The following is a 20,771-nucleotide window of genomic DNA, read 5'->3' on the forward strand; positions in this document are numbered from 1 at the left end:
CCCCAACGAAATAGAGCGCCCCGCAGGACGCTCCATCATGGTTCCGGCCGTTCTTTTTTCGCACCGAGATAATGAATGATCTCCCCGATCACCAGGCCAATTGCAATTGCGAGAATGGCTGTGGTATAGTCCGGGTCCTCCATAAGCAAGCCAATCGCCATGAACGTTGCGGCCATGGCAAGTACTACGGGCAAAAGTTGTTTGATTCGTGATTTTATATACATGCGGCCACCCCCCTAACCCTTTATCTTCCATTATAGCAAACCGTTCGCAGTAATAAAGATGGGACGGTTACGTAACACTCATGGCGGGTTGCGTAACACTCGCGGGCAGTTCTGTAACACTCAGGGCTGGATCCGTAACACTCGCGGGCAGTTCCGTGACACTCGCGCAGGTTCCGCGGATGGGCCACACTCCGGATGTATTTTGATTGCCAACTGCTCTTCAAATAGGAGAAGCTAGATTGACATCCATCAACATCAAGCGAGGGATTTTCATGAATGCTTACGCACTGCTGTTCGCCGCCATCATCAGCGAGGTGATCGGCAGTTCCCTCCTGAAGGCGACCGACGGGTTCAGGAAGCCACTGCCGACGCTCGGCGTCGTCGCCGGATACGGACTCGCCTTCTATGCCCTGTCGCTGACCTTACTGACATTGCCGCTCGGCCTGACCTACGCCGTCTGGTCGGGGCTCGGTACCGCACTTACCGCGATGGTCGGCGTCATCGTCTATAAAGAAGGATTTGACGGCCGGAAGCTTGCCGGGCTCGCCATGATCATCGCGGGCGTCATCCTTCTGAACGTTGGAGGTGCAGAATGAGAGGATATCTCTATCTCACCATTTCCATCCTCACCGAAGTGTTCGGCACCGCAATGCTGAAGCTGTCGGAAGGTTTCACGATCCTCCTCCCTACCCTGGGTGTCGCAGCGGCCTACGGACTGTCGTTCTACTGCCTATCACTATGTCTGAAGACCGTTCCGCTCAGTCTGGCCTACGCCATCTGGTCGGGCATCGGGACCGCACTCACTGCACTCCTCGGGGCGCTGGTCTGGGGCGAGCTATTCGGTCCCCTGAAAATCGCCGGGGTGCTTCTGATTATTGGCGGGGTCATCATGCTTAATTCCAGCAGTTCTAAAATAGCCGGGGAACCTGAAGGCCAGTAACCTGTCATGGGCGAGAAAGGTGGGGACATTATGTTTTCCGATGTGGAACTCAAGATCAAGAAAAAGAATCAGCTGTTGTTTTCCCGTGACAGCCTTTGCCTGCAGGATTTGATCGGACTGATTCAAATTCAGCATCTCCGGACGCTCGTGATGTGGGCTTTGGATTGTGCAGAAGTGACATTGTCCCGATTCGAAGAAAAGTATCCCGATGAGACAAGACCCGGAATATGCCTGGTCCGCTGCGAGGAGTGGGCAAGAGGCAAAATCAAAATGCCTGAAGCCAGACAGGCGATTTTAGGTGCTCATGCCGCTGCAAAAGAAATCGATGACCAAGTGTACAGCGCTTTATGCCGTGCAATTGGCCACGCCGGAGCGACTGTACATGTGGAATCCCATGCAATGGGATTGCCCATCTATGAGCTGACGGCCATTGTCAGGAAGCATGGCCCTGACCACTTTGCAGAACCGGTAAAAGAAAAGATTCGTTTCTATGAACAGCGGCTGCACTATTGGCAAGAAACGACCGATACCCTTGAACTCGATTGGGCTCAGTTTTTATTGGATGATTCGAAGCCGAACAAGGAAAAATTGGTAGGCGAAAAAAAGAAAGCCAACATATACAGCCCTGGAACCTGAATTTTAAGGTTCCGCGGCTGCGGATTATCTTTAACAACTGCTCGCGGAGACGGTAAGTTATTTGGTCTTTTATCGTTGCAGTAAAAATGGGGGGATTGTTTTGAAAAGTCATTTGAAAGTTACCGCATTAATTTCGACTATAATTATGTTCATATTTTTAACAGGGTGTGACGCATTTGCAAAGGAAACTATGGACTTCTATAAAAGTACAAATAGTATTGACCTCTCTGGAGAAAAAATAAATTCTATATCAATAAATTCAAATGAGAACGATGTAATAACTGCTTTTGGAGAACCAAATAATGTCGAAGAAATAGAAAATCCCAAGTCGAAATATTTAAGTTACGATGGAGTGGAATTTGACCTTATAGATGACAAGGTTATGCAAATATTCATTAAAAGAGAAAGCGAAAACTCAAAGAAATATAAAACTGCAAAAGAAATTAAAATTGGGAATACAAAAGAAATAGTAATTAAAAGATATGGTCAAAATTATTATGAAAGAGTTGAAGGCGGCTTAGAAACGGTTGGATATTTTGATAAGGATAATATGATAAACATTGAGTTTGGGTTTCACGAGAATCAAGTAGCAGCTATTATTATTCAGAAAATCGGGTGGAGAGAAGCTCATTAAGCTAATGTGTGCTTTAGTTGAAGAAAAGGAAAAAAGGAGCTTGGTTATCGTTATCCAAGCTCCTTTTTTGTGTTGTTTTACTTGTTAATCACCGGACCAATTACAATTGCAAAGATAAATCTATTAAGGGTCTTAACAGTTTTTTATGTTTTGTACTCCGAACCCGTTGTTTTCACGACCTGCTCTTTTTATTCTTTCGTTCTTAATAGCCGCAGTGAGTTGGCAACGACTATCAGCGTTGCGCCCATGTCCGCGAAGATTGCGAGCCAGAGCGTGAGCCAGCCCGGCACCACGAGAAGCAAGGCGACCAGTTTGACCAGCAGTGCAAACGTGATGTTCTGCTTGATGATCGCCAGCGTTTTCCTGCTCAAAGCAATCGTGTACGGCAATTTTTCAAGATCATCGGCCATCAGGGCGACATCGGCCGTTTCCAGCGCGGCGTCCGTCCCTGCCCCGCCCATAGCGATACCGACCGTGGCTGCGGCCAGTGCCGGTGCATCATTGACACCGTCGCCGACCATGGCGACATTGCCGTTTTGCCCGCGCAGGGTTCTGATGTAATTCAGCTTATCTTCGGGCAACAATTCTGCCTTGGTCTCACTTAGTCCAAGCTGACGGCCGATCGCCTGGCCGGTGGCCTCGTTGTCACCAGTCAGCATGACGGTCTTCTCGATTCCGATCTGATGAAGCTTTTTGATGATCGACGCACTGCTTTTCCTGACCTGGTCGGCAACCGCGACGAGACCTTTGATTTCCCGGTCGGTCCCGAGCAGCATAACTGTTTTGCCCTGCTTCTGAAGATTCTTGACCTGACCAGACACAGAATCCGCTATTGAGAGAAGTTCCTCAAACAATTTCGGGCTTCCGATGTAGTAGATTTCGCTGCCAACCGAAGCTTTTGCCCCTTTGCCTGTGATGGAATGAAAATCAGATGCCGGAACGGTTTCCACGCCTGCCTCTTCCGCTTTGCGGACAATCGCGGAAGCGAGCGGGTGCTGCGAATAGGATTCAATCGCCATTGAAACGGCCAGAATCTCATCGGTGTCCATGTCCGACAAACTGTGGATATCCGTGACGACCGGTTTGCCCTCAGTGAGCGTGCCGGTCTTGTCGAAGGCGACCACTTTCAGCTTCCCGGTCTCTTCCAAATGGATGCCGCCTTTGATAAGGACGCCTTTTCTGGCTGCGTTCCCGATCGCGGTCACGATGGCTACAGGTGTAGAAATGACCAGTGCACAAGGGCAGCCCACGACGAGGACCGCAAGTCCGCTGTACACCCATTCGGCCCATGAAGCGCCGAATAGCAGCGGCGGAATGACGGCCACCAGCAAGGCGATCACCATGATGGCGGGCGTGTAGTATTTCGCAAACTTGTCGACAAACTGCTGGGAAGGGGCGCGCTCCGCCTGTGCTTCTTCCACCAGGTGGATGATTTTGGCGATCGTTGTGTCTTCCGCCCGCTTGGTGACCCGGACTTCCAGAGCACCTTCTTCGTTCAGCGTGCCTGCGAACACTTCGTCTCCGGCCGTTTTATGGACCGGAATCGATTCGCCGGTGATGGCGGCCTGGTTGATGGACGACTGCCCTTTGATGACTTCGCCATCCATCGCGAGCTTCTGGCCGGGCTTGATGAGCATGACATCGCCGATCCGGACATCTTCCACGTCGATTTCCATGACTTCTGTTCCGCGTCTGACCGTAGCCCGGTTCGGCGCAATCTCCATCAGCGCCTTGATGGATTGGCGTGCTTTGTCGATGGAGTACGCCTCAAGCGCTTCACTGACAGCAAAGAGGAACACGACGACGGCTCCCTCAGCCCATTCGCCGATGAGGGCCGCCCCGATGACTGCGACCGTCATGAGCGTCTTCATGTCGAACTCGAGCTTCGTCAGGTTCTGCAGCCCCACCTTGAACAGGTCAAACCCGCCGATCAAGATCGCCAAAGCGAACAGCCCGATGGTCACCGGACTCGTTTCTCCCACTTGGAAGTAGGAGACATACCCCGCGATGATGAACACGAGAGAGATCATCGCCGCGATGTTTTCACGCTTTTTCCAGAACGGCTCCGGCTTCTCCAGCCGCTCCCGCTCCGGATACACTTTGATGCCGTCGAACGCGCCCGCCTTCTCCAGCTGCGCTATGGAGGCGTCGCCTTTGACCGTGATTTTCATCGCACCGAAGTTTAGCTGAACGTCCTCCACCGTTTCGATGGAACGGATGTTTTTCTCAAACTTGGCTGCACAGTTCGTGCAGGACAGTCCCTGCAGCCGGTAGACGTTCTGTTTATCTTCCATGACGGATCCCTTCTTTTTCGTGAATCATTGCAATGGACACAAGCTGACGTACATGATCATCCTCCAGCGAATAAAACACCAGTTTGCCTTCTTTGCGGTATCTGGCGAGCCCCATGTTGCGGAGCAGCCTCAAGTGATGCGAAGCAGTCGCTGTCGTGGCCCCAATGATATTGGCCACGTCACAGACGCACAGCTCTTTTTCCAATGTAAGCGCATAGGCGATCTTTAGCCGGGTAGCATCAGACAATGCCTTGAAAATCATCTCGACACCGCTGACCTGATCGATTTTCGCCTGGATGCGGGTGACTTTCTCTTCGTCGTAGCAAAAAGTATCACATGTATCTTTGGACAGGTTGCTGACCTTCTCGGATGTCATGGCTTCACCTCATTATGATATTCGTTTGAATGTTTGTTTTTATTGTATTCAAACCCTCCCCCGAATGTCAATCCAATAATCAAACAAGCATTTGACTATGTTTGCCCACCTTCTTCTTAAATCTCACATCCGGATTCATGGACATTAAAACGGGCAAGAGAAAATGCGCTCTCTTGCCCGTTTCCTTTAGTAAAGTCCCTTATCACTCCACTTGTATCCAATCCCCCTGACAGTAAGCAGGTGATGGTCAATCGGAAAACCAGAATTCCGGATCTTCTCTCGGAGGTTCCGCACATGCGAGTCGACTGTTCTCCCTTCCGTCTCCGAATCCCATCCCCACACATGCCCCAGCAGGTTGTCCCGGCTGAATACCCTATCCGTTTCACTCATCAACTTTCCCAGTAATGCAAACTCCTTCGGTGTCAGGCGGATTGGTTTTCCCCCATATGTAAGCGTGAAAGAGTCCCGATCATAGATAAGGCCGCCGGTTTCAAGTACTCCGGTCATGCCCGACCGCCTGAGCAATGCATGAAGCCGGGCTACCAGTTCCTCTTCTTCAAAGGGTTTTATCAGATAGTCATCGGCACCTGCGCCCAGCCCTTTCACCACATCCTCCGTCTCACCTCGGGCCGTCAGCATCAGAATGGGAACTGCAGACCGATGCCGGATTTCCCGGCAGACCGTCCATCCGTCCATGCCTGGCATCATAATATCCAGCAAGACCAGATCCGGTCTTTGCAGATCCAGCAAATTCAGCGCCTCTTCTCCCGATGCTGCCTTCAGGCAGCGGAATCCATGCGGTTCCAAATATAGCTTGAGCAGGTCCAGCATCATCGGTTCGTCATCCACGAGCAGGATTTGCGCCATCTCCATTTCCCCTTTCCAATGTGATCGTCATGACGGTTCCCCCGCCGGGCCTGGTTTCCGCCGAAACCGTGCCGCCGTGCGCCTCGACAATGTCTCTGACAATAGCAAGCCCAAGGCCGGTTCCTCCGCTTTTTCTGGACCTCGACTTGTCCACCCGGTAGAACCGCTCGAACACAGCCGACTGCTCACCTACCGGAATTCCCTCCCCTTCGTCCGTGACTGTGATCCGGACACCTTTTTTCGTCCGGACCGCTTCCAGGGTCACCTCTTTCCCCGAAGGCGTATGTTTCAGCGCATTATCCAAAAGGTTCAGAAGCACCTGTTGGAAGCGGCCGGCATCCAACTCCGCAGTCAGGTCATCCGGAATCCTGCATGACAGTTGGACCTCTTTTTCCTGAAACGCCGGACCGACAAGGGAAAAAACCGATTCGGCAAGGGAAGACAGACTGACAGAAGACAAGCTGACTGCAAACCCCTGCCTTTCCGAGCGGGCCAGGTCCAGTAACTGGCCGACCAGCCGGTTAAGACGTCCGGCCTCGTCCTGAATGATCTCGTTATATTTTTTTCGTGACTGTTCATCGGTTCCTGTCTTTGATGCAAGATCCGCATAGCCCTTGATATAAGTGATCGGCGTCCTGAGCTCATGGGCAACACTGGCGAGAAACTCGTTCCGCTCATTTCTCATCCGCTCCAGGTCGTTTGACAGTTGGCCGATCGAGCGGGCAAGATCGCCCAATTCGTCTGATCTTGCTGTATCGAGACCGGAAGGACGGCCTCCCGATGCCAGCTGCTCTGTCACCCGCTTCATACGGAGCAGCGGCCTGGTGATAAAGCGCGTCAGGAAAGGAATGACCAGAATCGTCAGGAGCACTGAAAAGGCACCGACCATCAGGAATCGGCGACCCAGCTCCCCGACAGTCTCCCGGATCATCGCGGACGGTGCCAACATATACACATGTCCCCTGTGCCGGCCTTCAACGGTAAGGGGACTGTCGGTAACGATGAATTCGCGCTCTCGCCATCCCGATTCTAGTACTCTTCCGGCATTGGGAACCGTTTCATTATCAGAATGGAGGACTTCCTCCAGTAAAACCGGTTCTACGTCTGCCGAGCGACCAAGGATCCCACCTCTCCCATCTGTAACGACGACCGTAAAGTCAGATGCGGATTCCATCATAATTACATGGTTAAGTGTCACTTCATCAAAATGATCTTCAAGCACATCCCGGTGAGTATTCCCCCGAGCCAACAGCTGTCCAATCACTTCATCGGCCCGCTCATCGGCCAGGGAGACATACAGCCCTGCATACAGCAGAAGTTCAATCAAAAGTAGAATGCTGAACAAGAGCAGCCCCAATCGGATGGAAAGCTTACTAAACATCATGCACCTCTCCCCTTGGCAGATTTCTTCTTTCATTCTATCTGAGGAAGGAAAGGTTTCGGCGCAGAAACCCATCAACTTATTCAATTGTTCATAATATCTGCACAGAACCTGCATGCTAAGTGGGTATCTTAAGGCTGGAACGATTTTCATCCAAGGAGGTTAAATACATGAACCTAATGAAATGGAAAACATCCGCAGCAGCAGTGACCCTTGCCCTCCTGCTTGCAGGCTGCCAGTCTGACGACACAGAACCCCAAGAAGATGCCGCCCCGCAGACTGAGCAAGCCGATGAAAACACGGGACAGCCTGCTCAGGAAGAAAGCAGCGAAAATGATGCCAGCCAGGACCCGCACTCCATGCACAGCAGTTCCGGCGAAGTGCCGGAAGGCCTGAAGGAAGCCGAAAACCCTAAATTCCCGGTTGACAGCACAGCGATGATGCATGCCGATCATATGCCGGGCATGAATGGAGTCGAAGCAACCATCAGCGGAGCGTTCGAGACGACGGCCTATTCGGTCACCTATACCCCGACTGACGGAGGCGAGCCTGTCAAAGACCATAAATGGGTGATTCATGAAGAGCTTGAGAATCCCGGAGAAGCACCGCTTGAGCCCGGGACTGAAGTGACGCTTGCCGCAGACCATATGCCGGGGATGAACGGAGCAACGGCCACGATTGATTCCGCAGAACAGACGACGGTCTATATGGTCGACTTTGTTCCAAGTGATAGCGACGAAGAGGTCAAGAACCATAAGTGGGTGACGGAAGACGAGCTGTCCGAGGAGTAATAGACAACCTAATCAGTGCAATCATATCGAAAAAATGAAAAAGACTGCAGGCGACGGAAACCCGTCTTGCCTGCAGTCTTTTATCATTCCTTCAATACGTCCAGTACGTCACCGTATCCAGCAGTCCGATGACCACCAGGAAAACACCGGCCGATTTCTGGATGATGGCGCCGACCTTTCTGCCAGTCTTGAAAGAACGCCGGTCCAGATGGAGATACTCCATGACGCCCAATACGATCAGGAGCGGCAAGGACGTGGCCACCCCGAACACCGCCGGCAAAACGAGGCCGTAAGAAGTGTCCAGGACCGTCGGGATGAGGGACAGGAAGAACAGAACAAACATCGTTGGGCAGAATGCAATCGAAAACGTGACGCCCATCAAAAATGATCCGATCCGCCCTTCTCTCAGCGGCTGCGGGATTCTAGCCGACAGCCGGTTCACCCATCTGAGCTTGAAAATTCCAAGCATGACCAAGCCGCCCAGAACGATGAGCGGGCCGACCGCCTTGCGTATTGCCGGAAAATAGTCGATGATTTGGTCCTGGAACGTCTGGCCGAATAACCATGCAAACAGGCCGAGGCCTGTAAAAGCAACCACTTTCCCGGCGATGAACGAGCCGACATCCAGCCAGTCTGTCCGGCTCTGGAGTGTCCGGCTGCCGTAAAAGGTCAGGGCGCTGATATTCCCCGTCAGCTGACACGGAGCAACGGCACCAATCAGGCCTAAAAATAATGCAAACAAGAACGGATTATCGGCGTATATGTAAGAGAGCGTGTTAAATGGCCCTCCAATAACTGCGCTGATCTCGGAAAACAGCCCGTACATTCTCTTCTTCCTGCCTTTCGTTTCTTCCTGTAACTATGTTAACGGATGCGCATGAAGAAATGGTGCAGGGTTCTTTACAAATACATGAATCAAAAAAAAGAGAAGCCCCATGGCTTCCCCATCTTTTATTCGTCAATGGTCAGCAGCCTTGCGTTGATGGCTACAATGACCGTACTCAGGGACATCAATACAGCTCCGACCGCCGGGCTCATCAGGATGCCGAATTTATACAGAACTCCTGCAGCCAGCGGGACGGCAAGGATATTGTACCCCGCGGCCCACCACAGATTCTGCTTCATCTTCCGGTAGGTGGCCCGCGACAGTTTGAAGATATTCACAACGTCCAGCGGGTCACTTTTTACCAGGACCACGTCCGCTGTTTCGATGGCCACATCTGTTCCGGCACCGACTGCAATGCCGAGATCGGCTTTGGCAAGAGCGGGCGCATCATTGACACCGTCCCCAGTCATCGCCGTCTTTAAGTGCTCTTCCTTCTGCAGCGCTTCAATTTTGTCCGCCTTCTCGTGCGGAAGCACCTCCGCAATGATTTCCTTCATTCCAATCTGACGGCCGACATAATTGGCAACCTTGGCATTGTCCCCCGTCAGCATGATCGATTTGACGCCCATCTCTTTCAGTGTCCGGACCGCTTCAATTGCAGATTCACGTACGATATCGGCGAGCGCAATCATACCGCCCAGCCGACCATCGATGACGGTGAATACGACCGTCTTCCCTTCGGACGACCATTGATTGAACCGTTCCTGGTCAAACGACAGATCCAGTTCCCTCACCTGTCCCGGACTGACGACCATGACTTCCTTGCCATCGACCATCCCTTGAAGTCCTTTCCCGGTAAGCGATTGGAAGTCACTCACTTTTCTGCGGGTTAAGTTAAGTTCATCTGCTTTCTTGATGATCCCCCTGGCCAGCGGGTGTTGGGACTGGGTTTCGACAGCAGCTGCATAGGAAAGGAGATCTTCAGGACTGATGCCGTCTACGGTTGCGATATCCGTTACCCCGAATTCCCCTTTCGTCAGGGTTCCGGTTTTGTCGAATACGACCGCCTCGATATTCCGTGCCCCCTCAAATGCCGTCCGGTTTCGGACCAGCAGTCCTTTCCTTGCAGCGATGGAAGTGGAGACAGCAATCACCAACGGAACGGCCAGCCCAAGTGCGTGCGGGCAGGCGATGATGAGCACGGTCACCATTCGCTCAATGGCAAAGGACACCGGATAGCCCAGCAGCAGCCAAACCGCGAACGTGATTAAACCTGCCGCAAGCGCGCCGTAAAACAGCCATTTGGCTGCCCGGTTCGCAAGGTCCTGAGCCCTTGATTTGGACTCCTGCGCTTCCCTCACGAGGGAGATGACCTGAGAAAGATAGGTTTCCTCCCCGGTTTTCTTCACCGACAGGATCAGCGAACCTTCACCGTTGATGGAACCGCCGATCGCTTCCATACCCGACGACTTTTCAACCGGGACGGATTCTCCGGTGAGCATGGATTCATCAACAGATGATTTCCCTTCCAGGATTTCTCCATCGACAGGGACCTTCTCTCCCGGCTTCACCAGCAAACGGTCGCCGGCTTTCAGTTGTCCCACTTGTACGTCTTTCGTTTTCCCGTTCTCGTCAATCAGGTGTGCTTCAGATGGCATCAGCTTAGCCAGCGCCTCCAGAGCCTTGGATGCCCCCATGACAGATCGCATCTCGATCCAATGCCCCAGCAGCATGATATCGACCAAGGTCGCGAGTTCCCAGAAGAACTCATGCTCGGCCAGCCCAAAAACGGCAGCAGTGCTGTAGACATAAGCGACGATGATGGCAAGGGCGATCAATGTCATCATCCCCGGCGAGCGCTCGCTCAGTTCCTCTTTCGCCCCTTGCAGGAACGGCCAGCCGCCATAGAAGAAGACGAAGGTCGACAGGGCGAACAAGATGTACATGTCCCCTCCAAACCGCCAGTCCACGCCAAGGAATGACTGGATCATGGGGGAGAGGATCATAATCGGAATGGTCACGATCAAAGAAATGTAAAACCGTTTTTTGAAATCCTCGATCATATGAGAATGATGATCATGATGGCCGCCGTGTCCCTGGGCAGTAGCATGATCTGAGTGTCCGTGCCGGCTATAGTCATCGTCATGATGTGAATGTGAATGTTCATTCTGTTCCGGGTTCACAGGCTGATCCGGAGAAGAATGGTGCTCGTGGTGGTGTCCATCGTGCCCCGCATCTGGGGTCGTATGGCTGGAATGATTCCGGTCATGGTCATTGTGTGATCCTGACATGGTCTCCCTCCTATTCTAGTCAATTCCATCATACTCCCTACCGGTATAAAAACCAATCGGAATGTTCGGAACTTTTCATCTTAGCGAACGTATTTGAAACCTTTTTGTCGGATAAACCGTATGGAGCAGAGAGGGAAGAAACCAAACAGGAGGAGATCAGATGAACGGACAGGGACCAGATGGGAAAGGACAGAAGAGGAAAAAGGACAGAAGCACCATTGCGGAATTCTTTCTGTGGTTCCCTGAACTGCTTGTCTGGCCGTTCAGGCTCCTGTGGGGAATGCTGACGTGGATCGGCCGTTCGTTAGGCCGGCTGTTTGACTGGGTCTGAATAAAAAGGGCAGGCGCATCCGTGTGGGTGCCCCTGCCCTTTTTCATGTCCAATTCAATGTTTCGGACTTCGGAACAGCACAATAGTATGTTAAGCTTGCAAGACACGATTTGCTAGAAAAGGGGGAAAGCTGATGTATACCGTCTTTTCAACCTTTGATGTTCCCCCGGAAAAATCGGAGGAAGTCATCCGGATCTATCAAAACCGCTCCCGTCTGGTCGACCGGGCAGAAGGATTTGTCGATTTCCTGCTGTTGCAGAACGACCGCCGTCCCGGCGAACTGACCGTGCAGCTGATATTCGATACAAAAGAGAATTATTTAAACTGGGCACGGAGCGAGGACTTCCGCAGAATCCATGAGCTGGAGAAAAAGTATCCGGACCAGGAGCTTGCCTCCATCATTCCGAAGGTGTCCAAGTTCAAGGTGGTGGCCAAGTGAACACTGATGAAATCGTCAATCAGGTAACCGAAAAGATCTATGAACTCGAGCCGGCCCTCCTGGAACGATTCGGCGAACAGGGAAAAGCAAAGTGCCGGGAAGATAACCATCATCATATGAAACATCTCCAGACCGCCTATGCCTTGAACGAAGCGAAAGTTTTCACCGATTATGCGGTCTGGCTCAACGGAATATTGACCAGGCACGGCATGAAGACCAAGCACCTCATCGATAACTATCAGATCATCCGGTCCCTGCTCGCGGAAGACAAGAGTGAACAGGCCGAAAGCTATTACAGATATCTGTCAGAAGCCATCACAACTCTGGAGCAAGTCGCTGGTACTGAAGAGGTGGAACATGACACACATTGAAGCGCTCGCTTCCTGTCTGCTTGAAGGTGATCCGGACAAGGCATGGGCGTGTATCGAGAATTATCCCGAGTCCGCCAGGCCGGATGTTTATCACAATCTCATGACACCGGCCATGCGACATATCGGGCATTTATGGGAAACCAATAAGATCACGGTTGCCGACGAGCACCTGGCAACCGCGACATGCGATTTTATCCTTTCCCGACTGAGTTATGGAATCGGGAAAGAAACGTCTGCCGGCAAGGCGATGTTTCTTTGTCTCGACGGCGAACAGCACTATCTCGGCCTGAAGATGGTCGACAGCCTATTTAAGGAGCATGGCTGGGAAACCCGATATTTCGGGCCGAGCCTGCCCCTGGAATATGCCCTTCACACTGCGGAAAACTGGAAGCCGGACGTGATCGGGCTGTCGGTCAGCATCGTGTACCATCTGCCAAAGCTCCAACAGTACGTAGATGCTTTCAGCAGACTTCCGGAAAATCCGGCTGTCCTTGTCGGCGGCCGCCTGACGGACCTATATAACCTCCGCCCGCACTGCAAGGAAGATACAGTCATCCTCCGGAGCTTGCCGGAAACAGAAAGATGGATTCAAAACGATTTGACGGGAGGACAGCAAAGTGGAACAACTAACTCTACCCCTTCCCCTCCCGTATTTGAAAGTTAACAGGGACGGAAGAATTGTCGCCTATTCTGCTCTCGCCGAAGATCATTTTGACCTGAGCAGCGGACACATCAGAACCCTGGTCGATGAAGAATCAATCAACAAACTGGACCGGATAAGTTCGGAGGCCGGACTGTCCCCGGTCAAGATGGAACTGAATATGAAGACAAACGAAAACCCCCTGGGCCTGTTCGATGTCCACCTTCAGTGGGATTCGGAAAATCAGGCCGGTATGATTTTCCTGCCGAAAGACAGCTCCAATGAAGAGCTGATCCAAAAGCTTGCCGACATCCAGAACCGTCTCTCTTCTAGCGATTTCGAGTTGCTGGAGAAGAAAGAAGAACTGGAAAATGTACTGAAGCGGATGGACCGCCTGTCCGGCCCGTTCATCCCGCTGTCCGACACGCTGTGCCTGATTCCCCTGTTCGGCGACATCACAGCGGATAAGATCAACACCATTTCCGAAAGCTGCCTGCAATCCGTCTTCAGCGGGAGCTATGAAATGGTCCTCTTTGATCTCACAGCCGTCGGAGAGGTCCATGCAGATGGCATCGGAACATTCATCCAGCTGGTAAAAACCCTAAAATTCATGACCGGCAATGTCATCAAGCTGATCGGCATCAAGCCAAATCTTGCAAAAGAGCTGAACCGGCATGACCTTGACCAATGGGTTCAGTTCAACCATTCATTAAAAGAGGAATTGACTTATTTGGATCAGTGAAATCTCATAAATAAAGCAGGAGCCCCCGATTGGGTTGCTCCTGCTTTTTTGCCGTCAGCTCCGCAGCACCAGGCCCCGGCCTTCCGGAGTCCCCTCGACATCCAGCGTCAGAAGGTCCGTATCGCTCAGTTGCGCATCGATCGCCACGCGGATCCCTTTGATTTCCTGCACGACATCGAACTCCTGCGGCTCGTCGAAGGTGATGGCGAACTGGGGGCCGAACTCGCCCGTTTCCACTGTCAGCCGCAATCCACCCAAGCCGTGCGCCGCCAGATATTCATCCAAAAGTTTTTTGGCTCCATCAGTAATGAACACGTGCTTCCGCTCCTCCGGTCAAACAGTTGTCAACACAAGTATACCATCGCCTGTGCGGATGACGCTCAATCTCCACTCCGCTTTTTCCAGTCGTAAGGCACCTTGGACCAATCCCACAAGAGATTGAATAGGCCGGCCAGGATACTTATGGCGACCACCATGCCCCATTCAACTTCCCGATTAAAAATAAACTGGCATAGTGTCAGACTTGCGAAGAGGAAAAGCCCGTAGCCCAAGCTATTTTTAATCATTTAGGCTCCTCCTCAGACATTCTTCAGCAAAACCACATGGAGCTTATGCCCAATTTCATAGGTCCGGTCCCCGAACAGCCGGATCAGTTGAGGCTTCAGGCTGTCCATGATCCCGTCCCGTTCAGACTCTTCCAGATGCAGCATCCACGAGAGTGTCTTGATTCGCTCGCACCACGTATCCAAGGTGAAATCCACCGCGTAGTCCTCGTTGTACAATTCTTTAAGCTCAAATCCGTGCGCCTGCCATTCGGCAAACCACTCCACCGGGAAGCTGTTGATGGATTGTCCGGAGCCAGCCTTTCTTCCGGCGGGTTTGATCCGGCCGGGTATCGCTTTTTTCAGGAGGCCCATCGTTTCTTGCACGATCGGGTCGGCAGTGACAAATCCGGAGTCCATGATGAGAAGATCCCCGCCCGGCTTGAGGATTCTCTTCACCTCTTTCAGTACGGTCTCCCCGTCAAACCAGTGCCACGCGCGCAGAGCGGTGACGGCATCAAAAGATTGTCCGGGCAGGTCGGTATCTTCCGCGTACCGGTTCACATAGCGGATGGTCTCCCCAAGTTCCGAGTCGATGAGTTGGGCTTCACGGATCAGTTCGGCTGAGGGATCGATGCCCGTCACCTCTGCCCCCTGCTCCACAAGCATCCGTGTGAGAACACCGGTGCCTGACCCGAGGTCTGCAACCGACCGTCCCTGGAAAGTTATGCCCCTCACCTTCAGAGTTTCAAACAAATCAACCTTCAGGTCATTCCGGTAGAGCGCATAGCCCTTTGCCACTTTTCCGAAGTCTGCTTTCATTGAATGGCCTCCTTCATCCTATTCCTTCCCGCATGAATAACATCGTTTATCCTGATCCTCTTCTCCGTACATCCGAAGCTCCTTTTTCTCACCGCAGCCGTTGCAAATATCAAACTCGATCTGTGGGAGAACACCTGCTTCCGCTAGCGGAACCCACATATTTTCGTAGAGTGATTTACTCATCCCGTAATCAATAAAAACCAGCTTGCCTTGATCGTTGAGTCCATAGTTGTCACTGTCTTTTAAGTCGAAGCAATCGAACTCCCGATCCAACTCAAGTAAAGCATCCTCATATCGATCCGGAATCCAGATCGCATCTTTATCCCCATCAATCTCAAATGACTGGTTGTCTCTGCGCAAGATAGGTCGGTAATAGGATTGGATCGATATCCGCTCGTCAACAAAATGAACGGCCGCAAAAAGCGGAGCGAGCCCTTTAGCTTCTATCTCGTTATAGATGGCCATTTCATTTTGGGATTGTAGTTTGCCGATCGGGTGCAGATGAACCTTGATGACCCTTTCTCCAACTTTGTATACCTTTCTGGACGAGCCAATGCCGATAAAGTTTTCTTCTGTGCAGTATGTACGCCAATTCCTGATCAGGTTCTCTAGCGGTTCTGCCTTTTCATTCATCAATTCATCCCATCCTATAACACAAAAAGATGATAAACTTTTGGAGAAATCTCCGAACTCTTTGCTATATCCTATTCTAAAGTTAAAAAGGAAAATCCTTCAACATGAGTTATTAATGGGAGAAAGGGATTAAGGTTCCCTATAGAAGGATGACTTCTGGTACTGCTTCATGATTCTAATGTCATTCTTTGCTTAAACACACCGAAGGCCGCTTAAATGGATGAACAAAAAGACCTTCCTAAAAAAATAACCCTTCCCGCCATTGCAGAAAGGGGCTTTGGTCAGTTAGCCAAGAATCTTCTCGCGATGTCTTCATACAACTTGATACTAGCCAGGTATTCATCGATTTCCACATACTCAGCCGGCGGGTGGGCTTTCCCATCCGCCGTTCCCGACTTTTATGTCAGAGAGCTTTTCGGCAGCTGCCATCTGTATTGCACGGACAACATCCGGAGCAGCACGATCGACACGAGCAGGGCCCCGGTCATCCAGGCGCCCTCAATCAGGCCGACGCCAATAGCAAGGCCGCCGAGTGCCGCCCAGAGTGCATAGATTTCATCCCGGAATATCATCGGCTTTCTTCCCGCGAACACGTCCCGGATCATTCCTCCGCCCGCTCCCGTAAGAGTCGCGGCCACAATGGCCCCAATGAGCGTTGCGCCTGAATAGACGGCCATCAGGGCACCCTGGATCGCAAAAGCGGCAAGGCCGATCGCATCGAAAAAGATGCCCCAACGGTTCCAATAGCGGATCCACCAGTGGGTTGGAAAAAGAAACACGATAAGGATGGCGGTGAAAGCCAGGATGAACAGATTGCCCTGTGCCCAAATGTCCTCCACCGGAATTCCGATGAGAAGGTTGCGGATTGTCCCGCCCCCGAATGCCGTCGTGAAACCCAGAATCATGACACCGAAGATATCAAAGTCCTCTTCCATCGCGACGATGGCTCCACTGACGGCAAAGGCGAGGGTGCCGATGATGTTCAGTACGTCCCAAGTCATTTTAGGAACCCTTCCTTCCTTTGAACAAAACATCCTGAATGAACCTCCATTATAGATGGAGGAAGGACCATTCGGAACGAGTCAAATCAATAAAACTATCGATTATATCAAATTCTTATCAATTTGAGTCGATTTATATGGTTTGTTTTCCGGAAAATATTGTATAATCATCAGTAAATGTGCTCATTCCGTTTTTCGAGATTGTATTGACTGTTCAACCAATGACGGACGGAGCGCTTTTTTCATGCCGAAAATCCAGCTTCCTAAGTGGATGACGGCGAAAATAAAAGGCGCACAAAAAAACAATGTGCCTGAGCATTTATGGAGGGGGAAACATGAAGAAGAAGGTAATGATTTGGACAGGCATTGTTGTTCTCGCTGTCTTGTTGCTGGGGACAGCGGCATTTGTCTTCAAGGACCGTCTGTTCCTTGCCGGTGCATCTGAAGAGCTTGACGAACCGGTCATGGTACAGCCTGCCGCCATGCAGGAGCTGGGTGAGAGCATTCTCGTCACGGGGCAGATCATCCCGAGCGACGAGCAAAAAGTGTTCCATGAAGCCGAAAACGGTGAAGTGAAAGAGTTTTTCGTTGAGGAAAACCAGGCTGTCGAAGCGGACACCCCGCTGTTTTCATATGACGACTCTGTTGTAAACAGTGAATACAACAAAGCCGTCCGTTCGCGCGACCTGACGAAAAAGCGCCTCGCCATCGCGAATGACGAATTGACGGCAGCGCGCAAACTCCGGACGGATATGAAGAAAAATCCGGATGTCACGAAAGAAGAACTGAATGCCGCATCCAAGGAAATCGTCCAGCTTGAATTGGATATCGAAGGCATTAAAGATGAAGTCAGCTCTGCTCAGCAGACGATTGATGAGCTCGCCATACAGAAAGAAAAACTGACCGTCAAAAGTAAGATCGCCGGCACCGTTGTGAAGGTCAATAAAAATGTGGAACCGTCCGAAAACGGATCCACAGAGCCGGCCGTCCACATCATTTCGAGTGGTCCGTTCAAAGTAATCGGAACAATGAGCGAGTTTGACACGGTAAAAGTCAAGTCAGGACAAGCTGTCGTCATCCGGCCAAAAGTGTTTAAAGACCAGACATGGGATGGCACCATCGAATCCGTTTCCCAGTTCCCCGAAGGTGACCAGGGCGGAATGGATGAATACGGAGGAGGCGGCAATGTGACGATGTACCCGTTTACGGTTGCCATTGCCGGTGATACGAAGGATCTGCGACAAGGTTTCCATGTATCACTGGAGATCAATGTCTCCGACCTTGAACAGAGCGAACAATTGGCCATCCCTCATATGGCGCTGGATATGGACGAGGAAGGCAATGAATTTGTTTATGTGATCAATGCCGATAATCTTCTTGAAAAGCGCCCCGTGGTGCTCGGGGAGATGAATGATGAGTTTGCCGGCGTGGCGGAAGGCCTGGAACCCGGTGACCTGGTCGTCACCAACCCTTACGTCATCATGATGAAAAATCTCGAACCTGGCCAGGAAGTTCCGGATTTCGTGAATATGGATGAAGGCATGGAAGAGCCGGAAATGATGGATGAAACCGAAACGGAAGCAGAGCCGGCAGATGGCGGGGACGCCCCTGAAGAAACGGAGCCGGAAGCAGACGTTTCGGAGGAGGCCTAACATGATTAGGCTTTCTCAGATTACAAAAACGTACGGGAGCGGCAGTCTTGCAGTTCCGGTTCTCCGCGGCATAGACCTGGAAATCGGGGACGGCGAATTTGTGGCCATCATGGGGCCGTCCGGTTCCGGAAAATCAACGCTGATGAACATCATCGGCTTCCTCGACAAGCAGACCGGCGGCACGTACTCCCTCAACGGCGAAGACGTGAAACAGGCCAATGAAAAACAGTTGGCTGGCCTGCGCAACCGGCATATCGGCTTTGTGTTCCAACAGTTTTTCCTGCTTCCCCGCCTAAACGCCCAAAAGAATGTAGAAACGCCCCTGCTCTACGCAGGCGTTTCGAAAAAAGAGCGCTCCGAACGCGCCCTGGGACTGTTGGAGAAAGTCGGCCTGAAAGAAAGGACGGGACATCTCCCGAGCGAACTGTCCGGCGGCCAGAAACAGCGTGTCGCCATCGCCCGCGCCCTGGTCAATCAGCCCACCGTCATTTTGGCGGATGAGCCGACAGGCGCGCTTGATTCAAAGACCGGCGCGCAAATCATGGAACTGCTCACCGAACTGAACCGCGAAGGCAAGACGGTCATCATCGTCACCCATGAGGAAGAAATCGCGGCCTGCACGGACCGCATCATCGTCTTGCGTGACGGATTGATCGTGGATGACAGGAAGGTGACCTCATGAACGTTCGGGAAAGTTTTGCACTCGCCCTGTCCTCCATCTGGAACCATAAAATCCGTTCCATCCTGACGATGCTCGGCATTATCATTGGTGTCAGCGCCGTCATCATCGTCGTTGCGATCGGCGACGGCGCCCGCCAGCAGATGGCGGATGACCTGTTCAGCACGGACGAAAATGCCATCCCCCTCTACTTTGAACAGACCACGTACGAGGAAAACGGGGAAATGATGTGGGTCGAGCCCCCGGCAGTGACCGGCGAACAGCTCGATGCGGTGAAAGAAGTAGCCGGCGTGAAATACGTTCTCGGCACAAACAGCGGCTGGGGAACGATGAACCATAACGAACACACTGCCGACATGGAAATCATCGGTGTCGACAACCAGTACTTTATCGCCAAAGATCTTACACTGCTTGAAGGGCGCCGCCTGAATACCCGAGACAATGACAGCTACTCACGCGTTGCGATGATTGATTCCCTTACAAGGGAGAACATGTTCGCAGCTGACGAAGAAGCGGTCGGTGCGATCATCGACATCAACGACAATCCGTATAAAGTGGTCGGGGTGTACGAGTCCACACTGCCCCCTGAATTCAGGCACATGGATGAATTCTCGAACGGCCAGATGCTGATGCCCCGCACGCTCATTTCCATGATGTTCGGGAGTCCGGAGATCGATACGATCAACGTGATTGCAGACCAGCCCGACAATCTGACGGAAACAGGCTTTGCTGCTGCCGAGAAGCTGACTGAACTCACCGGCAGCGAAGAAGGTATGTATGTCGCCGAGGACATGAGTGCCTACGTCGAGGAATTCGATAGTTTTTACATGACCATCACCCTGTTCATCAGCAGCATCGCCGGCATCTCCCTTCTCGTCGGCGGCATCGGGGTCATGAACATCATGCTCGTCTCCGTCACAGAGCGTACAAGGGAAATCGGCCTGCGAAAGGCACTCGGCGCAACGCGAGGCCAGATCCTCCGGCAGTTTCTGATCGAATCGGTAACGCTGACTTCACTCGGAGGATTGATCGGGATCGGTTTTGCGGCACTCGTAACCGCGGTAGCCGCAGTGTTCCTGCCGTTCACCCCGATCATCAATCCCGTCGTCGTCATTGTTGGAATCCTCTTCTCTTCAATGATCGGGATTGTGTTCGGCATCCTGCCGGCCAACAAAGCTTCGAAACTGAGCCCGATTGATGCGTTGAGGTATGAATGACGAGGAAAGAGGCAGCGCATGTGATGCGCTGCCTCAGACTGCAGACAAAACGAGTGAATGACTCCTTTGTCTGCAGTTTTCTTATTCCTGACAACCCAAGAATACTGATTAGTTGAAACTTTAATATCTCTAATTCGTATAGAACAGTTGTAAGAATCATCCATGACACGACTTAGAAAAAACAAATTTCAGGAGGTACCGAGTATGTTTATAAGTTTGATTTCCATCGTTTCTATTGTATTGTGGGTTGCTTTATCCCAAGAACTCGGTAAATCTTCGAAAGAGAGAAACAAACAAAAAATGATTACTCTAATGTCTGCCGGTTCGTTATCTACAGTAATCGTTACAATCTCACTGGTTCAAAATCTCCAATTTTATTCGTTATGAAGGTTAAGGGAACCCATTATTATGAGGTTTCTTTTTTGATTGAAACATTCAACTG

25 protein-coding genes are annotated in these 20,771 nt (G+C 51.6%); 13 read left to right on the plus strand and 12 right to left on the minus strand.

All coding sequences use genetic code 11. The features are described from left to right. Positions 1 to 35: 35 nt before the first annotated feature. Positions 36 to 224, minus strand: a complete 189-nt coding sequence (locus BMX91_RS13945; RefSeq protein ID WP_092055548.1) for a hypothetical protein — start codon at positions 222 to 224, stop codon at positions 36 to 38. Positions 225 to 496: 272 nt separating this feature from the next. On the opposite strand from BMX91_RS13945, the gene BMX91_RS13950 reads away from it, so the two are divergent. The 4 genes from BMX91_RS13950 to BMX91_RS13965 all read left to right on the plus strand — a co-directional run bounded on the left by BMX91_RS13950 (position 497) and on the right by BMX91_RS13965 (position 2,434). After that, positions 497 to 820 (plus strand): DMT family transporter, encoded by a 324-nt coding sequence (locus BMX91_RS13950; RefSeq protein WP_092055740.1) that lies wholly within the window; start codon positions 497 to 499, stop codon positions 818 to 820. Continuing rightward, positions 817 to 1,164 (plus strand): DMT family transporter, encoded by a 348-nt coding sequence (locus BMX91_RS13955; protein WP_092055551.1) that lies wholly within the window; start codon positions 817 to 819, stop codon positions 1,162 to 1,164. The genes BMX91_RS13950 and BMX91_RS13955 overlap by 4 nt, the downstream gene beginning before the upstream one ends. Positions 1,165 to 1,206: 42 nt before the next feature. After that, complete coding sequence (locus tag BMX91_RS13960) at positions 1,207 to 1,800, plus strand: putative immunity protein (protein WP_218143883.1); 594 nt, start codon at positions 1,207 to 1,209, stop codon at positions 1,798 to 1,800. A 100-nt stretch (positions 1,801 to 1,900) separates the two neighbouring features. Continuing rightward, complete coding sequence (locus BMX91_RS13965) at positions 1,901 to 2,434, plus strand: hypothetical protein (protein ID WP_092055553.1); 534 nt, start codon at positions 1,901 to 1,903, stop codon at positions 2,432 to 2,434. 188 nt (positions 2,435 to 2,622) lie between these two features. Here BMX91_RS13965 and BMX91_RS13970 read toward each other — a convergent pair whose 3' ends face one another. The 4 genes from BMX91_RS13970 to BMX91_RS13985 form a co-directional block, all read right to left on the minus strand. After that, complete coding sequence (locus BMX91_RS13970; protein WP_092055556.1) at positions 2,623 to 4,728, minus strand: heavy metal translocating P-type ATPase; 2,106 nt, start codon at positions 4,726 to 4,728, stop codon at positions 2,623 to 2,625. Beyond that, positions 4,718 to 5,104 (minus strand): ArsR/SmtB family transcription factor, encoded by a 387-nt coding sequence (locus BMX91_RS13975; protein ID WP_092055558.1) that lies wholly within the window; start codon positions 5,102 to 5,104, stop codon positions 4,718 to 4,720. Before BMX91_RS13975 ends, BMX91_RS13970 begins: the two co-directional genes overlap by 11 nt. A gap of 186 nt (positions 5,105 to 5,290) precedes the next feature. Then, positions 5,291 to 5,971: a response regulator transcription factor gene (locus BMX91_RS13980; RefSeq protein WP_177168407.1), complete on the minus strand. Its 681-nt coding sequence runs from the start codon at positions 5,969 to 5,971 to the stop codon at positions 5,291 to 5,293. Beyond that, positions 5,946 to 7,355, minus strand: coding sequence for a sensor histidine kinase (locus tag BMX91_RS13985; RefSeq protein ID WP_177168408.1), 1,410 nt, complete (start codon positions 7,353 to 7,355; stop codon positions 5,946 to 5,948). The genes BMX91_RS13980 and BMX91_RS13985 overlap by 26 nt, the downstream gene beginning before the upstream one ends. Positions 7,356 to 7,522: 167 nt before the next feature. Here BMX91_RS13985 and BMX91_RS13990 point away from each other — a divergent pair, with 167 nt between their 5' ends. Further along, positions 7,523 to 8,143 (plus strand): YdhK family protein, encoded by a 621-nt coding sequence (locus tag BMX91_RS13990; protein ID WP_407640884.1) that lies wholly within the window; start codon positions 7,523 to 7,525, stop codon positions 8,141 to 8,143. A gap of 91 nt (positions 8,144 to 8,234) precedes the next feature. Here the strand turns inward: BMX91_RS13990 and BMX91_RS13995 are convergent, their stop codons facing one another. Continuing rightward, positions 8,235 to 8,969, minus strand: coding sequence for an urease accessory protein UreH domain-containing protein (locus BMX91_RS13995; protein ID WP_092055563.1), 735 nt, complete (start codon positions 8,967 to 8,969; stop codon positions 8,235 to 8,237). Between the two features lie 125 nt (positions 8,970 to 9,094). Beyond that, a complete protein-coding gene (locus BMX91_RS14000; protein ID WP_092055566.1) occupies positions 9,095 to 11,260 on the minus strand; it encodes a copper-translocating P-type ATPase in 2,166 nt (721 codons plus the stop codon). A gap of 160 nt (positions 11,261 to 11,420) precedes the next feature. Between BMX91_RS14000 and BMX91_RS15820 the strand changes: the two genes are divergently transcribed. From BMX91_RS15820 to BMX91_RS14020, 5 genes are all read left to right on the plus strand, one after another. Then, positions 11,421 to 11,591, plus strand: coding sequence for a hypothetical protein (locus BMX91_RS15820; RefSeq protein WP_177168409.1), 171 nt, complete (start codon positions 11,421 to 11,423; stop codon positions 11,589 to 11,591). A gap of 133 nt (positions 11,592 to 11,724) precedes the next feature. Then, entirely contained in the window at positions 11,725 to 12,030 is a 306-nt protein-coding gene (locus BMX91_RS14005) for an antibiotic biosynthesis monooxygenase family protein (protein WP_092055568.1), read from the plus strand. Continuing rightward, positions 12,027 to 12,401: a hypothetical protein gene (locus tag BMX91_RS14010; protein ID WP_092055570.1), complete on the plus strand. Its 375-nt coding sequence runs from the start codon at positions 12,027 to 12,029 to the stop codon at positions 12,399 to 12,401. Before BMX91_RS14005 ends, BMX91_RS14010 begins: the two co-directional genes overlap by 4 nt. After that, the gene (locus BMX91_RS14015; protein WP_092055572.1) at positions 12,388 to 13,065 is read left to right on the plus strand and encodes a cobalamin B12-binding domain-containing protein; all 678 of its coding nucleotides are present in this window, start codon (positions 12,388 to 12,390) and stop codon (positions 13,063 to 13,065) included. The genes BMX91_RS14010 and BMX91_RS14015 overlap by 14 nt, the downstream gene beginning before the upstream one ends. Further along, positions 13,019 to 13,783 carry an STAS domain-containing protein gene (locus BMX91_RS14020; RefSeq protein ID WP_092055574.1) on the plus strand — a complete coding sequence of 255 codons (765 nt, stop codon included), beginning with the start codon at positions 13,019 to 13,021 and terminating at the stop codon, positions 13,781 to 13,783. Before BMX91_RS14015 ends, BMX91_RS14020 begins: the two co-directional genes overlap by 47 nt. A gap of 54 nt (positions 13,784 to 13,837) precedes the next feature. On the opposite strand, the gene BMX91_RS14025 is transcribed toward BMX91_RS14020, so the two are convergent. The 5 genes from BMX91_RS14025 to BMX91_RS14045 all read right to left on the minus strand — a co-directional run bounded on the left by BMX91_RS14025 (position 13,838) and on the right by BMX91_RS14045 (position 16,781). Beyond that, on the minus strand, positions 13,838 to 14,098 hold the full coding sequence (locus tag BMX91_RS14025) for an iron-sulfur cluster assembly accessory protein (protein WP_092055577.1): 261 nt from the start codon (positions 14,096 to 14,098) through the stop codon (positions 13,838 to 13,840). A gap of 65 nt (positions 14,099 to 14,163) precedes the next feature. Beyond that, entirely contained in the window at positions 14,164 to 14,349 is a 186-nt protein-coding gene (locus tag BMX91_RS14030; protein WP_092055579.1) for a hypothetical protein, read from the minus strand. A gap of 12 nt (positions 14,350 to 14,361) precedes the next feature. After that, entirely contained in the window at positions 14,362 to 15,147 is a 786-nt protein-coding gene (locus tag BMX91_RS14035) for a class I SAM-dependent methyltransferase (RefSeq protein ID WP_092055580.1), read from the minus strand. 18 nt (positions 15,148 to 15,165) lie between these two features. Further along, positions 15,166 to 15,780 carry a protein kinase gene (locus BMX91_RS14040; protein ID WP_245744464.1) on the minus strand — a complete coding sequence of 205 codons (615 nt, stop codon included), beginning with the start codon at positions 15,778 to 15,780 and terminating at the stop codon, positions 15,166 to 15,168. Between the two features lie 398 nt (positions 15,781 to 16,178). Then, the gene (locus BMX91_RS14045) at positions 16,179 to 16,781 is read right to left on the minus strand and encodes a trimeric intracellular cation channel family protein (protein WP_092055582.1); all 603 of its coding nucleotides are present in this window, start codon (positions 16,779 to 16,781) and stop codon (positions 16,179 to 16,181) included. Between the two features lie 335 nt (positions 16,782 to 17,116). Here BMX91_RS14045 and BMX91_RS14050 point away from each other — a divergent pair, with 335 nt between their 5' ends. From BMX91_RS14050 to BMX91_RS14060, 3 genes are read left to right on the plus strand one after another with little or no spacing between them, the layout of a single operon-like run. Further along, positions 17,117 to 18,433, plus strand: a complete 1,317-nt coding sequence (locus BMX91_RS14050; RefSeq protein ID WP_143059394.1) for an efflux RND transporter periplasmic adaptor subunit — start codon at positions 17,117 to 17,119, stop codon at positions 18,431 to 18,433. Position 18,434: 1 nt separating this feature from the next. Next, complete coding sequence (locus BMX91_RS14055) at positions 18,435 to 19,115, plus strand: ABC transporter ATP-binding protein (protein WP_092055585.1); 681 nt, start codon at positions 18,435 to 18,437, stop codon at positions 19,113 to 19,115. After that, positions 19,112 to 20,329 (plus strand): ABC transporter permease, encoded by a 1,218-nt coding sequence (locus tag BMX91_RS14060; RefSeq protein ID WP_092055587.1) that lies wholly within the window; start codon positions 19,112 to 19,114, stop codon positions 20,327 to 20,329. The genes BMX91_RS14055 and BMX91_RS14060 overlap by 4 nt, the downstream gene beginning before the upstream one ends. The last annotated feature ends 442 nt before the right edge of the window (positions 20,330 to 20,771 follow it).

Origin of the sequence: Bhargavaea ginsengi (assembly GCF_900109165.1) — a bacterium.
Classification (GTDB): domain Bacteria; phylum Bacillota; class Bacilli; order Bacillales_A; family Planococcaceae; genus Bhargavaea; species Bhargavaea ginsengi.

Excerpts from the sequence above, each read along its gene's own strand:
- BMX91_RS13990 (WP_407640884.1), top strand. The coding sequence starts at position 7,523 with ATGAACCTAATGAAATGGAAAACATCCGCAGCAGCAGTGACCCTTGCC.
- BMX91_RS13950 (WP_092055740.1), top strand. The coding sequence starts at position 497 with ATGAATGCTTACGCACTGCTGTTCGCCGCCATCATCAGCGAGGTGATC.
- BMX91_RS13970 (WP_092055556.1), bottom strand. The coding sequence starts at position 4,728 with ATGGAAGATAAACAGAACGTCTACCGGCTGCAGGGACTGTCCTGCACG.
- BMX91_RS14015 (WP_092055572.1), top strand. The coding sequence starts at position 12,388 with ATGACACACATTGAAGCGCTCGCTTCCTGTCTGCTTGAAGGTGATCCG.
- BMX91_RS14035 (WP_092055580.1), bottom strand. The coding sequence starts at position 15,147 with ATGAAAGCAGACTTCGGAAAAGTGGCAAAGGGCTATGCGCTCTACCGG.
- BMX91_RS14045 (WP_092055582.1), bottom strand. The coding sequence starts at position 16,781 with ATGACTTGGGACGTACTGAACATCATCGGCACCCTCGCCTTTGCCGTC.
- BMX91_RS14050 (WP_143059394.1), top strand. The coding sequence starts at position 17,117 with ATGAAGAAGAAGGTAATGATTTGGACAGGCATTGTTGTTCTCGCTGTC.
- BMX91_RS13955 (WP_092055551.1), top strand. The coding sequence starts at position 817 with ATGAGAGGATATCTCTATCTCACCATTTCCATCCTCACCGAAGTGTTC.
- BMX91_RS13985 (WP_177168408.1), bottom strand. The coding sequence starts at position 7,355 with ATGATGTTTAGTAAGCTTTCCATCCGATTGGGGCTGCTCTTGTTCAGC.
- BMX91_RS14005 (WP_092055568.1), top strand. The coding sequence starts at position 11,725 with ATGTATACCGTCTTTTCAACCTTTGATGTTCCCCCGGAAAAATCGGAG.
- BMX91_RS14060 (WP_092055587.1), top strand. The coding sequence starts at position 19,112 with ATGAACGTTCGGGAAAGTTTTGCACTCGCCCTGTCCTCCATCTGGAAC.
- BMX91_RS13975 (WP_092055558.1), bottom strand. The coding sequence starts at position 5,104 with ATGACATCCGAGAAGGTCAGCAACCTGTCCAAAGATACATGTGATACT.
- BMX91_RS14040 (WP_245744464.1), bottom strand. The coding sequence starts at position 15,780 with ATGAATGAAAAGGCAGAACCGCTAGAGAACCTGATCAGGAATTGGCGT.
- BMX91_RS13995 (WP_092055563.1), bottom strand. The coding sequence starts at position 8,969 with ATGTACGGGCTGTTTTCCGAGATCAGCGCAGTTATTGGAGGGCCATTT.
- BMX91_RS15820 (WP_177168409.1), top strand. The coding sequence starts at position 11,421 with ATGAACGGACAGGGACCAGATGGGAAAGGACAGAAGAGGAAAAAGGAC.
- BMX91_RS14000 (WP_092055566.1), bottom strand. The coding sequence starts at position 11,260 with ATGTCAGGATCACACAATGACCATGACCGGAATCATTCCAGCCATACG.
- BMX91_RS14055 (WP_092055585.1), top strand. The coding sequence starts at position 18,435 with ATGATTAGGCTTTCTCAGATTACAAAAACGTACGGGAGCGGCAGTCTT.
- BMX91_RS13980 (WP_177168407.1), bottom strand. The coding sequence starts at position 5,971 with ATGGCGCAAATCCTGCTCGTGGATGACGAACCGATGATGCTGGACCTG.
- BMX91_RS14030 (WP_092055579.1), bottom strand. The coding sequence starts at position 14,349 with ATGATTAAAAATAGCTTGGGCTACGGGCTTTTCCTCTTCGCAAGTCTG.
- BMX91_RS13945 (WP_092055548.1), bottom strand. The coding sequence starts at position 224 with ATGTATATAAAATCACGAATCAAACAACTTTTGCCCGTAGTACTTGCC.